The sequence below is a fragment of the Streptomyces sp. NTH33 genome (assembly GCF_003236365.1).
Lineage (GTDB): Bacteria > Actinomycetota > Actinomycetes > Streptomycetales > Streptomycetaceae > Streptomyces.
In genome coordinates, this window is sequence record NZ_POTZ01000199.1 from 1 (window position 1) to 12,351 (window position 12,351).

Consider the following 12,351-nt stretch of genomic DNA (forward strand, 5'->3'; position numbering starts at 1 on the left):
CCCCCGGAGCCACCCCGCGAACCCTTCCGCTTCCGCGCCTCACTGGCCTGGCCGGGTGACACGCTCCTGATGTGCACCGCCGGCCTGGCCGACCCGCTGCGCGGCGAGTCCGAACTCTGCGCCCACCTCGCACGACGCTGGTCCGACCCCACCCCGCCGGGCCTGGCCGCCTTCCTCGCGGACGCCCAGGTCCGGGTCAAGGGGTACGCGGACGACCGCACGGCGGCGGCCGTCTGGGAGGCGTGAACGCGCGGCCTGTGAATTCATGGATGCATGGCCAAGCAGAACGTCGCCGAACTGTTCGTCGACACCCTCGTCCGCGCCGGGGTCAAACGCCTGTACGGCGTCGTCGGGGACAGTCTCAACCCGGTCGTCGACGCCGTCCGCCGCAACGACGCCATCGACTGGATCCACGTCCGCCACGAGGAGACCGCCGCCTTCGCGGCCGGCGCCGAGGCGCAGATCACCGGCCGGCTGACGGCCTGCGCCGGTTCCTGCGGGCCCGGCAACGTGCACCTCATCAACGGCCTGTACGACGCCCACCGCTCCATGGCCCCGGTCCTCGCCCTCGCCTCGCACATCCCCTCCAGCGAGATCGGCCTCGGTTATTTCCAGGAGACGCACCCCGACCGGCTGTTCCAGGAGTGCAGCCACTACAGCGAGCTGATCTCCAGCCCGAGGCAGATGCCCCGGCTGCTGGACACCGCCATCCAGCACGCGGTCGGCCGCAGGGGCGTCAGCGTGGTGGCGCTGCCCGGCGACATCGCCGGCGAGCCCGCCCCCGAGAAGGCCGCCGAGACCGCCATCGTCACCTCCCGGCCCACCGTCCGGCCCGGCGACGCCGAGATCGACAAGCTGGTCCGGATGATCGACGAGGCCGAGAAGGTCACCCTGTTCTGCGGCAGCGGCACCGCGGGCGCGCACGCCGAGGTGATGGAGTTCGCCGGGAGGATCAAGGCACCGGTCGGGCACGCGCTGCGCGGCAAGGAGTTCATCCAGTACGACAACCCGTACGACGTCGGCATGAGCGGACTGCTCGGCTACGGCGCCGCTTACGAGGCCACCCACGAGTGCGACCTGCTGATCCTGCTCGGCACCGACTTCCCGTACAACGCGTTCCTGCCCACCGACGTGAAGATCGTCCAGGTCGACGTCCGGCCGGAGAACCTCGGCCGCCGCTCCAAACTGGACCTGGCGGTGTGGGGCGATGTGCGCGAGACCCTGCGCTGTCTCGTCCCGCGGGTGAGGGAGAAGGAGAACCGCCGGTTCCTCGACCGGATGCTCAAGAAGCACGCGGACGCGCTGGAAGGGGTCGTCAAGGCGTACACGAGGAAGGTCGACAAGCACATCCCGATCCACCCCGAGTACGTGGCCGCCGTCCTGGACGAAGTCGCCGCCGGCGACGCCGTGTTCACCATCGACACCGGGATGTGCAACGTCTGGGGCGCCCGCTACATCTCGCCCAACGGCCGCCGCCGCATCATCGGCTCCTTCTCGCACGGCTCGATGGCCAACGCGCTGCCCATGGCGATCGGCGCGCAGTTCACCGATCGCCACCGCCAGGTGATCTCCATGTCCGGGGACGGCGGCTTCGCCATGCTGATGGGGGACTTCCTGACCCTGGTGCAGTACGACCTGCCGGTGAAGGTCGTCCTGTTCAACAACTCCTCGCTGAGCATGGTGGAGCTGGAGATGATGGTCGCGGGCCTGCCCGCGTACGGCACGGGGGTGAGGAACCCCGACTTCGCCGCCGTCGCCCGGGCCTGCGGTGCCCACGGCGTCCGGGTCGAGAAGCCCAAGGAGCTCACCGGGGCCCTGAAGGACGCCCTCCGGCACAGGGGCCCGGCCCTGGTGGATGTCGTCACCGACCCCAACGCCCTGTCCATCCCGCCGAAGATCAGCGCCGAGATGGTGACCGGGTTCGCGTTGTCGGCCTCGAAGATGGTGCTGGACGGCGGCGTCGGCCGGATGGTGCAGATGGCCCGCTCCAACCTGCGCAACGTGCCCCGGCCGTAAGCCCTCGGCAGGGGAGGCGTGAGCGCCGGCCGTCGAAAGCGTCGTACTTCGGCCAAGTTGGCCCGCCGCTGTCCGAACACCTGGTCGTCGGGCACTCGGCATGACTGGCGCGTGCCCCAGGGGGCAAGGATCTGCGTGAACGTGTTCGAGCTGGAGGGGGACCGACATCGGCACGCGGACGGGGGACATGAAGACGGGGGACAGGAAGAGGCAGGCACGAGGGGACGGGCCCCCGCCGGGCAGGGCCTCCCCGGTCCGGAAGACGGAGGCACAGGAGAAACAGGAGGCACAGGCGGAACAGGAGGAACAGGCGGACGGCTTCACGGAACGGCACTCGGCACCCCAGCTCAGACGCAGGCTGGAGCGGGCCGACCTGAAGGCGGTGTCCGAGGCGCGGCGGGCACTGCGCGAACTGCTGCGCCAGTGGGGCGGACCCGGCATGTCCCAGGTCGCGGAGCTGCTCGCGAGTGAGCTGCTCACCAACGCGCTGGTGCACACCGACGACGACGCCGTCCTGACGGCCACCGTGTCACCGCGCGGACTGCGCGTGGAGGTACGGGACTTCGCCGCCCGCAGGCCCAGGCCCCGGGTGCGGGCCGGCGACGACGACACGGGCGGCCGGGGCCTGGTCCTGGTGCGGTCCCTCGCGGACGCCTGGGGCGTGTGCGCGCACGGGATCGGGAAGTCGGTGTGGTTCGAACTGGGCGCGGACACCGGGTGAAACGCGTGTGGGGCGCGGCCGTACGACCACGCCCCACATCCGCTCACCGGTCACAGTCCTAGCCGAACTGCTGCTCCAGGTCCTTGAGTTTGCGCTCCAGGGAGTCCAGACGCGGCAGAGCCATTGTGTCGTCCTCCGCGGTGAGGTCGACGGCGGCGCTGTCAGAGCCCTTGCGGACGGGCTGCAGAGAGGGACGCGCGCGCACGGGCAGCTCCGCCGCCGCCAGGGCAGGCTCCGCGGTGACCGGGGCCGAGCCGCGCTCCAGGGCCTGCGTCTCCACCTGCCGGCCGCCACGGCCGACGAAGCCGCGGTGGCCCCGGCTGATCGCCTTCAGCCGTGCCCGCTCCATGCGCTGCTGCTCGCGCTGCAGCCGCCGCTGCTCTTCCTTCTGCTGCTTGTCCTCGCGTACTTCCTCGACCGCCTCGTCCAGGCTGCGCACGCCCTCCAGGAGCATCAGCGACCAGGCCTTGTACGTCTCCCGGGGCGCCCGCAGCCAGCGGACCACCCGGATCTGCGGCAGCGGGCGCGGCACGAGGCCCTGTTCCCGCAGGGCGGCCCGGCGGGTCTGCTTCAGCGCGCGGTCGAACAGGACGGCCGCGGACAGCGACATGCCGGCGAAGAAGTGCGGCGCGCCCGCGTGGTCGATGCCCCTGGGCGCGTGCACCCAGTTGAACCAGGCCGCGGCGCCCGCGAACGTCCACACGAGTATCCGCGAGCCGAGCGCCGCGTCACCGTGGCTGGCCTCGCGCACGGCGAGCACGGAGCAGAACATCGCCGCGCCGTCCAGGCCGAACGGAACGAGGTACTCCCAGCCGCCGGAGAGGCCGAGGTTCTGCCGGCCGAAGCCGACCAGCCCGTGGAAGGAGAGCGCGGCGGCGACCGCCGCACAGCAGAACAGGAGTGCGTAGGAGGCCGTCCCGTAGATGGCCTCCTTGCGCCTGCGGCGCTCCTCGCTGCGCTCCCACGAGTCGTCCGCGCTCGCGTTCTCCCCGGAGGTGCGCTTCTTGCCGCGCGCGAGCACCGCCACCGCCGCCACCACGCCCAGGAGCAGCACGGCGCCCGGAAGCAGCCAGTTCAGCGATATGTCGGTCAGTCTCATCTGGGGTCCCTTGCATGGGGATAGGGCGTAACGCCCGCCATAGTGGCCCAATTCCACCGGCCCTCAGGGGGTTTCGGGGCAAGAGGCCGCCAAGGAGGTGCAAGGGGATGCCCAGGGCGGCGTTCTGCTCGAACTGCCGCTTGAGGGGCGGGAGTTGAGTTCGAATAAGATTACCCGTCACGGACGGTTCCGCGGAAAGTTCCCGCGACGGGTGGGAAGGTTGTGAAGTATTCGTGACCTTGTGGGTGCGGCAACCGCGGACGATCATACGGGATGCGCTCAACCCGCTGCGGCAGCCGCCAGTTTCGTGATCCGGTCCGCGTCGCAGGTGCGCGGGCAGGTGGCGCAGGTGTCCTCGGGGCGCACGGTGTAGAACATGCAGCAGCTGACCCGGTCGCGGGTGGGCAGGGGCTCGCCGTCCGGCCCGGTCAGCTCGCGGAAGGCGGCCGAGCCGACGTACGGCCGGGTCGCGCCCGGCAGCAGCAGTTCCAGCTCCCGTTGCGCCCGCCGCTGTTCGCCGAGCAGGTGGGCGACGTACCACAGGCCCTCGACGACCTCGTCGGTCGCCATGCCCCACAGGGCGCGGCCGCGCCGCCGCATGCGCGGGCCGAAGCCGGCCAGGACCGGTTCCAGGTGCTCGGCGACCGCCGCCCGCACCTCGGCGCGCAGCGCCTCCTCGCCGCGCACCACGCGCGCGCCGGGCAGCGCGGCCGCCGGGTCGTCCGGCAGGCAGGCGAAGCCGGTGGGGCGTACGGCCATGCGGCCGGCGTGGCGGTCGTGGGCGACGTGGGCCACGGGTAGGCGGGGCACCCTGCGGTGCAGGAACCACGGCACGGTGAACAGCAGGCAGGCGGGCCACGCGTACCGGTGCAGCGCGAAGCTCGCCACGACGTCCGGGCGGGCCCGGGTGCCGTAGTCCCGCAGCACCTGGGCGTCGTCCCAGGCCAGGAAGGCGTCCAACCGCGGCCCGTCCGCCGTGAGCGCGGCGGCCGGGGTCCACTCGCCGCCGTCCGGGACCGGTTCGCCGTCCTCGAGCTCCGTCACGGTGAGGCCGGGGAAGACCTCGGTGAGGCGGGCGTACGAGTCCGCTACGGCCGAAGGGAGCACAGGCATGCCGGACCACCGTTTCGCGCTCGACTGAAGGTAAGGCTTACCTTACTTCACCTCAACGGAGTGTGAACCCATGGCCCGTAGCGCTTAAGGTGCTTGACGGACGAGTGACAAGTCGCCGTAATGGCCCCAAGCATCCCAAGCACCCCAACTCCGGAGGAGGACCGTGAAGCAGGGCGCGCAGGACTCCACCGGCACCCGGACCCCCGAGGACCGGCCGGGCGCGGCGCCGCGCGTACCGCGGCAGCCGCCCCTCGCGGACCCGTGCCGGGAACGGGACGTCTCGTCCGCGGACGCCTCACCGGCCGGTGCCCGCGGCGAGCACACGCACAGTGAGAGACCCCTGCCGCGGCCCCGGCCCGTCGTGCGGCGCTCCTCCGTGCGCGGGCAGGTCCTGCAGGCCCTGCGCACCGCGCTGGTCGCGGGCGAGCTGCGGCCCGGCGAGGTCTACTCGGCGCCCGCGCTCGGCGAGCGCTTCGGGGTGTCCGCCACCCCGGTGCGCGAGGCGATGCAGCAGCTCGCCCTGGAAGGCGCCGTCGAGGTCGTGCCCAACCGCGGCTTCCGGGTGGTCGAACACGGCGCCCGCGAGCTCGCCGAGCTGGCCGAGGTGCGGGCCCTGATCGAGGTGCCGATGATGCTGCGGCTGGCCCGCACCGTGCCCGTCGAGCGCTGGGCCGACCTGCGGCCGTTCGCCGAGGCCACCGTGCGGGCCGCGTCCTCCGGCTGCCGGGCGACGTACGCCGAGGCCGACCGGACCTTCCACCGCGCGGTGCTGTCCCTGGCCGGGAACGACCAGCTCGTCCAGATCGCCGAGGACCTCCACCGCCGCGCCCAGTGGCCGCTCGTCGACGGCCCGGCCCGGCCCGGCCGCGCCGACCTGGTCGCCGACGCGGCACAGCACACGGCGCTCCTGGACGCGCTGATCGCCCGGGACCTGGAAGTGGTGCGTTCCCTGGTGGCCGAGCACTTCGGGGGAGCGGCGTAGGGCCCGCGGGCCGGGCCCTGTCCGGCCACCCGCGCCGGATCGGCCGATCGGCCCGCGGCGGCGACGGGGATGCCTCCGCTCGCCAAGAGCTCGGGGGCGCCCGGGGCCCCGGCCGCCGGGCCGGAGGAGCGTCGCGGGCCCGCCGGGCCCGGCGGGCCCGGCGGGAGGGCCGGACAGGGCCCGGCGGGAGGGGCCGGACAGGGCCCGCGCCACGGCGTCTACGCCGTCGCCGCTCCCGTCGCCGGCGGTGACGGGGCCAGCTGCCGGGCCAGCCACGTCGGTACGCCGCCCAGCAGCCGGAACAGCCGCCGGGCCTCCTCGCGCAGGCGGGACGCCTCCGGTTCGCTCTCCGTGTCGGCGAGGGACACCAGGGCCGGGGCGGTGCCGACGAGGTAGCCCAGCTCCTCGTGGATCCGCAGCGACTCGGCGAAGCCGTGCCGGGCCTCGGCCAACTCGCCGTCCCGCAGGGCCAGTCCGGCCAGGTGGCGCCAGGTGAAGGAGAGCAGCAGCCGGTCGGGGTGCACGGTGGCGCCCGCGTGGGCGCGGCGGTAGGCGGCGCGCGCGGCCTGCGGGGAGCGGGTGAGGTTCTCGGCGATCAGCCCGCGCCGGAAGTCCAGCAGGGCCCGCCCCCGCCCCCCGGGCGGAATCAGGGCCGCCGCCCGGCCGAGCGCGGCCCGTGCCTCGTCCGCCCGGTCCCGTACGCCGTGCAGCGTGGCCGCGTAGGCGAGGTACCCGCGTTCACAGGCGGCCGCCCCCCGCTCCTGGTCGGTGTGGGCCAGCGCCTCGGCGGTGCGCAGCGCGTCCTCCGCCTCCTCCCAGCCCGCCTCGGTGTACAGGCACCGCTCGACCAGCAGCTCCGTCCTCTGCAGCGCCGCGGCCGCGGTGGCCGGCTCGAGCAGTTCCGCCGCGTCGGCCCAGCACGCGCGTGAGCGCAGCCGCCATACCGCGGTCTGGAGTGGATCGTCACCTGCGGTCGTTCCGTTACCAGACATGGCGGTATGCGCCACGTTGCCCTCCCCGAGCACGCCGTCGAGCCTTGAGTGGTGGCGGCATCTCAGCACGAAATCCGCAGCCCGGCCAAGAGGTTGGGTGAAAAAATTCACAAGGTCGGAGGTACGGTGCCGGCGGGCGGCGCGTGCCGCCGCCGTGCGCCGTCCGCTCAGCTCATGCGCAGCGCGAGGAAGAAGTCCAGCTTGTCCTCCAGCCGGGACAGGTCACGGCCCGTCAACTGCTCGATCCGCCCGACCCGGTAGCGCAGTGTGTTGACGTGCAGGTGGAGCCGGGTGGCGCAGCGCGTCCAGGAGCCGTCGCAGTCGAGGAACGCCTCCAGGGTGGGGATCAGCTCGGCGCGGTGCCGGCGGTCGTAGTCCCGCAACGGATCCAGCAGCCGCGCGGTGAAGGCGCGGCGCACGTCGTCCGGGACGAAGGGCAGCAGCAGGACGTGGGAGGCCAGCTCCTGGTGGCCGGCCGCGCAGACGCGCCCCGGGCGCGCCGCCGCCACCCGCCGGGCGTGCCGTGCCTCCTCCAGCGCCCCGCGCAGCCCCTCCGCCGAGTGCACGGCCGCGCTGACGCCGAGCGTGAGCCGCCCGTCGCCGTCCAGACCGGCCGACAGCGGGTCCCGTACGGCCTCCAGGAGCGCGTCGGCGTGGATCCCCGCCCCGGAGCCGTCGTGCTCCGTGGAGACGGCCGGGAGCGGGACCAGCGCGACCGCCTCGTCACCTGTGTGGGCGACCGCTATCCGGTCGGAGGGCTCGGGGCCCGTGCTGCCGGGGTCGACGAGGATCTCCTCCAGCAGTGACTGGGCGGCCGGCCCGCTCCCGCCCCGCCCGCCGTCCCACTCGACCCGGGCCACCACCACCTGCCAGTGCGGGGCCGTCCCGAGGCCGGGCAGCAGCACCGGTGCCGCGACCCGCAGCCGCGCGGCGATCTCGGCGGGCGGCGCGCCCGACTGCACCAGCTCCAGCACCTCCTGGGCGAGCCGCCGGCGCACCGTACGGGCCGCGTCCCGGCGGTCCCGCTCCACCGCGATCAGCTGGGTCACGCCCTGGAGCAGGTCCAGCCGCTGCTCCGGCCAGTCGCCCGCGTCGGCCTCCACGGCCAGCACCCAGTCCGACAGCGCCGGCTCCCGAGCGTCCTTCCGTACCTCCCGGGAGGTGTGCGGGGAGCGGCCGGTGCTGCGGATGGGGAACAGGGAGTACGTCGTCGAGCCCAGCGTCACCCGGTGGGGGTCGTGGTGACCGGTGCGGTCGGCCGCCAGGTGCTCGCCGGCGAGCCGGGCGCACGCCTGGGCGGACAGCGCCGGGCCCGCCGCCTTGGGCCCGGCGATCAGCCGGCCGGTGGGGGAGAGCAGCCAGGCCCGCAGGTCCAGGTCGGAGCCCAGCAGGTCGAGCACCACGTCCGGGCCGCCGCCCGCCGGACCGGAGGTCATCATCCTGCGGTGCCGCTCCACCACGGCCGCGAGGTCGCCGGCGCGTTCGCCCGAGACCTGCCGTACGACGTGCTCGGTGACCGTCGCGAACGCCACCGACTCCTCCACCGCGAACAGCGGCAGCCGGTGCCGGGCGCAGGCCACCACCAGGTCGTCGGGCACGCAGCCGAACTCGGCCGTGCCGGCCGCCAGCGCGGCCACCCCGGCCTGCACCAGGGCGCGTACGAACGACTCGGAGTCGGAGGGGTCCCGGCGCCAGGCGAGCCCGGACAGCACCAGCTCACCGCCGGAGAGGTAGCGGCTGGGGTCGCGCAGGTCGGTGGTCATGACGCCCCGCACGGTGCGGTCCAGCTCCTCCTCCCCGCCGAGCAGCTTCAGGCCCAGCGCATCGGTGTCCAGCAGTGCGCGCAGCCGCATTCTCGTCGCCGCCGTTCCATGTACTCGAAAACTGACCGGGGCCGTGCCCTCTGGTGCGGAGGAAACCCGAGAGGTTGCTGACGGCCTTCTTTCATATGAATCTACAAGATGGTTGCTCTGGCCAGCCAAACCCTTCGTGTTTTCGGTGACTGACTCCGTGGGAGCAACAGCTGTGTACTGACTCCAGTGCGAGACGCAGAAGGAGAGAGCCGGCCATGGACTTCCTTCGCCCCGCCGGCTGGGAGGAGGCGCTCGCCGCCAAGGCCGAGCACCCCACCGCCGTGCCGATCGCGGGTGGCACCGACGTGATGGTCGAGATCAACTTCGGCCACCGCCGGCCCGAGTACCTGCTCGACCTGGACCGGATCCCGGAGCTCCACGAGTGGGAGACCGGCCAGGACGACGTGCGGCTCGGTGCCTCCGTTCCGTACACGAGGATCATGGAGAACCTGCGGGCCGAGCTGCCGGGCCTCGCCCTCGCCTCGCACACCGTGGCCTCCCCGCAGATCCGCAACCGCGGCGGCGTCGGCGGCAACCTCGGCACCGCCTCCCCGGCCGGCGACGCCCACCCCGCTCTGCTGGCGGCGGGCGCCGAGGTCGAGGTCGAGTCCGTACGGGGGACGCGGCTCATCCCGATCGACGCGTTCTACACCGGCGTCAAGCGCAACGCCCTCCGGCCCGACGAGCTGATCCGCGCCGTCCACGTCAGGAAGGCCGACGGCCCGCAGCAGTTCTCCAAGGTCGGCACCCGCAACGCCATGGTCATCGCCGTGTGCGCCTTCGGCCTCGCCCTGCACCCCGAGACCCGCACCGTGCGCACCGGCATCGGCTCGGCCGCCCCCACACCCATCCGTGCCAGGGCCGCCGAGGAGTTCCTGAACGCGGCGCTGGAGGAGGACGGCCTCTGGGACAGCGGAAAGGCCGTCGCCCCGTCGGTCGCCCAGCGGTTCGCGGAGCTGTGCTCGGCCGCCTGCGACCCGATCGACGACGTCCGGGGCACCGCGGGCTACCGCCGCCACGCGGTCGGCGTCATGGCCCGCCGGACGCTCGCCTGGACCTGGGAGTCGTACCGCGACGCCTCGAAGGGAGCCGTCTGATGCGCGTCAACCTCACCGTCAACGGACGTCCGCAGCAGGCCGACGACGTCTGGGAGGGCGAGTCCCTGCTCTACGTCCTGCGCGAGCGCCTGGGCCTGCCCGGCTCCAAGAACGCCTGCGAGCAGGGCGAGTGCGGCTCCTGCACGGTGCGCCTGGACGGCGTGCCGGTGTGCTCCTGCCTGGTCGCGGCCGGGCAGGTCGAGGGCCGCGAGGTGGTGACCGTCGAGGGACTGGCGGACCACGCCGCACAGCGCGCGGGCGGAACGGGCGCGTGGACCGGCGAGGGTGCGTGGACCGGCGAGGGTGTCCGGCTCGCGCCGATCCAGCAGGCGTTCATCGATGCCGGTGCCGTGCAGTGCGGCTTCTGCACCCCGGGCCTGCTGGTCGCCGCCGACGAGATGCTGGAGCGCAACCCGGACCCGACCGACGAGGACATCCGCGAGGCCCTGTCGGGCAACCTGTGCCGCTGCACGGGCTACGAGAAGATCATGGACGCGGTCCGCCTGGCCGCCGCCCGGCAGTCCGAGGGGGGCCGGGCATGACTGCCACCGGCGTCCCCACGAAGATCACGCAGGGTTCGTTGACCGGGGGCGGCGTCGGCGAGTCCACGCTCCGCCCGGACGGCACCCTGAAGGTCACCGGCGAGTTCGCGTACTCCTCCGACATGTGGCACGAGGACATGCTCTGGGGCCAGATCCTGCGCTCCCCGGTCGCGCACGCCGAGATCGTGTCCCTCGACGTCTCCGAGGCCCTGGCCACGCCGGGCGTCCACGCCGTGATGACCTACGACGACCTGCCGACCGGGGTGAGGCACTACGGCCTGGAGATCCGGGACACCCCGGTCCTCGCCCACGGCAAGGTCCGCCACCACGGCGAGCCCGTCGCCCTCGTCGCCGCCGACCACCCGGAGATCGCCCGCCGCGCCGCCGCCAGGATCAGGGTGGAGTACAGGGAGCTGCCGATCGTCACCGACGAGGTCTCCGCGACCGCCCCGGACGCGGTCCTCGTCCACGAGAACCGCACCGATCACCATGCGGCCCACGTCCCCCACCCCAACGTCCTCCACCGCCAGCCCATCATCCGCGGCAACGCCGAACAGGCCGCGGGGAAGGCCGACTTCGTCGTCAGGGGCGAGTACCGCTTCGGCATGCAGGACCAGGCCTTCCTCGGCCCCGAGTCCGGCCTCGCCGTGCCGGAGGAGGACGGCGGCGTCCACCTCTACATCGCCACCCAGTGGCTGCACAGCGACCTGCGCCAGATGGCCCCGGTGCTCGGCCTGCCGCCGGAGAAGGTGCGGATGACGCTGGCCGGTGTCGGCGGCGCGTTCGGTGGACGCGAGGACCTGTCCATGCAGATCCACGCCTGCCTGCTGGCCCTGTGCACCGGCAGGCCCGTCAAGATCGTCTACAACCGCTTCGAGTCCTTCTTCGGACACGTCCACCGCCACCCGGCCAGGCTGTCCTACGAACACGGCGCGACCAGGGACGGCAGGCTCACCCACGTCAGGGCCCGGATCGTGCTCGACGGCGGCGCGTACGCCTCCGCCTCCCCCGCGGTCGTCGGCAACGCCGCCTCGCTCGGCGTCGGCCCGTACGAGGTCGACCACGTGGACATCGAGGCCCTCGCCCTCTACACCAACAACCCGCCCTGCGGCGCCATGCGCGGCTTCGGCGCGGTCCAGGCGTGCTTCGCCTACGAGGCGCAGATGGACAGGCTCGCCGACGCCGTCGGCATGGACCGGGTGGAGTTCCGGCAGCGGAACGCCCTGTCCCAGGGCTCGGTCATGCCGACCGGGCAGCGGGTCGACTCCCCGGCGCCGGTCGCCGAACTCCTGCGCCGCGTCAAGGAGATGCCCATGCCGCCGGAGCGCCAGTGGGAGTCCAGCGAGGGCGCGGACCTGCGGCAGCTGCCGGGCGGTCTGTCCAACACCACGCACGGCGAGGGCGTCGTACGCGGGGTGGGCTACGCGGTCGGCATCAAGAACGTCGGTTTCTCCGAGGGCTTCGACGACTACTCCACCGCGAAGGTCCGTATGGAGGTCGTGGCCCGGGAACCGGCGGTCACCGTGCACACCGCGATGGCGGAGGTCGGCCAGGGCGGTGTCACCGTCCAGGCGCAGATCGCCCGCACCGAGCTGGGCGTCGCCCAGGTGACCATCCATCCGGCGGACACCCGGGTGGGCAGCGCCGGTTCGACCTCGGCCTCCCGGCAGACGTACGTCACCGGGGGCGCGGTGAAGCACGCCTGCGAGCTGGTGCGCGAGAGGGTCCTGGAGATCGGGCGCCGCAGGTTCGGCTCCCGTCACCCCGCCTGGGCGACGGCCGGACTCCTGCTGGAGGGCGGCAAGGTCGTCACCGACGGCGGTGAGGTGCTCGCCGACCTGGTGGACGTGCTCCAGGACGAGGTCGTCGAGGTCGAGGAGGAGTGGCGGCACCGGCCGACCGAGCCCTTCGACCCGCGCACCGGTCAGGGCGACGG

Annotated in this window: 10 protein-coding genes and 1 pseudogene; 7 read left to right on the forward strand and 4 right to left on the reverse strand. The window is 73.3% G+C overall.

Features of this window, described 5'->3' with window-relative positions; translation table 11 throughout:
• From C1I97_RS19565 to C1I97_RS19575, 3 genes and pseudogenes are all read left to right on the forward strand, one after another.
• A pseudogene (locus C1I97_RS19565) lies at window positions 1-246 on the forward strand (protein phosphatase 2C domain-containing protein); the annotation flags it as partial.
• Window positions 247-273: 27 nt separating this feature from the next.
• The gene (locus C1I97_RS19570; protein ID WP_111004512.1) at window positions 274-2,016 is read left to right on the forward strand and encodes a pyruvate dehydrogenase; all 1,743 of its coding nucleotides are present in this window, start codon (window positions 274-276) and stop codon (window positions 2,014-2,016) included.
• Between the two features lie 358 nt (window positions 2,017-2,374).
• Window positions 2,375-2,737 carry an ATP-binding protein gene (locus C1I97_RS19575; protein WP_258382647.1) on the forward strand — a complete coding sequence of 121 codons (363 nt, stop codon included), beginning with the start codon at window positions 2,375-2,377 and terminating at the stop codon, window positions 2,735-2,737.
• Window positions 2,738-2,795: 58 nt separating this feature from the next.
• On the opposite strand, the gene C1I97_RS19580 is transcribed toward C1I97_RS19575, so the two are convergent.
• Together C1I97_RS19580 and C1I97_RS19585 are read right to left on the reverse strand one after the other, a co-directional pair.
• Window positions 2,796-3,836, reverse strand: a complete 1,041-nt coding sequence (locus C1I97_RS19580) for a DUF2637 domain-containing protein (protein ID WP_111004514.1) — start codon at window positions 3,834-3,836, stop codon at window positions 2,796-2,798.
• Between the two features lie 279 nt (window positions 3,837-4,115).
• Entirely contained in the window at window positions 4,116-4,949 is an 834-nt protein-coding gene (locus C1I97_RS19585) for a (2Fe-2S)-binding protein (protein ID WP_111004515.1), read from the reverse strand.
• A 163-nt stretch (window positions 4,950-5,112) separates the two neighbouring features.
• Here C1I97_RS19585 and C1I97_RS19590 point away from each other — a divergent pair, with 163 nt between their 5' ends.
• Window positions 5,113-5,931 (forward strand): GntR family transcriptional regulator, encoded by an 819-nt coding sequence (locus tag C1I97_RS19590; protein ID WP_111004516.1) that lies wholly within the window; start codon window positions 5,113-5,115, stop codon window positions 5,929-5,931.
• A 218-nt stretch (window positions 5,932-6,149) separates the two neighbouring features.
• On the opposite strand, the gene C1I97_RS19595 is transcribed toward C1I97_RS19590, so the two are convergent.
• Both C1I97_RS19595 and C1I97_RS19600 read right to left on the reverse strand, forming a co-directional pair.
• Window positions 6,150-6,923 carry a hypothetical protein gene (locus C1I97_RS19595; RefSeq protein ID WP_181446797.1) on the reverse strand — a complete coding sequence of 258 codons (774 nt, stop codon included), beginning with the start codon at window positions 6,921-6,923 and terminating at the stop codon, window positions 6,150-6,152.
• 167 nt (window positions 6,924-7,090) lie between these two features.
• Window positions 7,091-8,776, reverse strand: coding sequence for a PucR family transcriptional regulator (locus C1I97_RS19600; RefSeq protein ID WP_111004517.1), 1,686 nt, complete (start codon window positions 8,774-8,776; stop codon window positions 7,091-7,093).
• Window positions 8,777-8,991: 215 nt separating this feature from the next.
• On the opposite strand from C1I97_RS19600, the gene C1I97_RS19605 reads away from it, so the two are divergent.
• From C1I97_RS19605 to C1I97_RS19615, 3 genes are all read left to right on the forward strand, one after another.
• Entirely contained in the window at window positions 8,992-9,873 is an 882-nt protein-coding gene (locus C1I97_RS19605; protein ID WP_111004518.1) for an FAD binding domain-containing protein, read from the forward strand.
• Window positions 9,873-10,415, forward strand: coding sequence for a (2Fe-2S)-binding protein (locus tag C1I97_RS19610; RefSeq protein ID WP_111004519.1), 543 nt, complete (start codon window positions 9,873-9,875; stop codon window positions 10,413-10,415). The genes C1I97_RS19605 and C1I97_RS19610 overlap by 1 nt, the downstream gene beginning before the upstream one ends.
• A partial coding sequence (locus C1I97_RS19615; RefSeq protein ID WP_111004520.1) for a xanthine dehydrogenase family protein molybdopterin-binding subunit occupies window positions 10,412-12,351 on the forward strand: 1,940 nt, incomplete at its 3' end. The genes C1I97_RS19610 and C1I97_RS19615, both read left to right, overlap by 4 nt.

What these genes read in the sequence shown, in the direction of transcription:
- C1I97_RS19570 (WP_111004512.1), top strand. Translation starts at nt 274, where the DNA reads ATGGCCAAGCAGAACGTCGCCGAACTGTTCGTCGACACCCTCGTCCGC.
- C1I97_RS19580 (WP_111004514.1), bottom strand. Translation starts at nt 3,836, where the DNA reads ATGAGACTGACCGACATATCGCTGAACTGGCTGCTTCCGGGCGCCGTG.
- C1I97_RS19585 (WP_111004515.1), bottom strand. Translation starts at nt 4,949, where the DNA reads ATGCCTGTGCTCCCTTCGGCCGTAGCGGACTCGTACGCCCGCCTCACC.
- C1I97_RS19595 (WP_181446797.1), bottom strand. Translation starts at nt 6,923, where the DNA reads ATGTCTGGTAACGGAACGACCGCAGGTGACGATCCACTCCAGACCGCG.
- C1I97_RS19600 (WP_111004517.1), bottom strand. Translation starts at nt 8,776, where the DNA reads ATGCGGCTGCGCGCACTGCTGGACACCGATGCGCTGGGCCTGAAGCTG.
- C1I97_RS19605 (WP_111004518.1), top strand. Translation starts at nt 8,992, where the DNA reads ATGGACTTCCTTCGCCCCGCCGGCTGGGAGGAGGCGCTCGCCGCCAAG.
- C1I97_RS19610 (WP_111004519.1), top strand. Translation starts at nt 9,873, where the DNA reads ATGCGCGTCAACCTCACCGTCAACGGACGTCCGCAGCAGGCCGACGAC.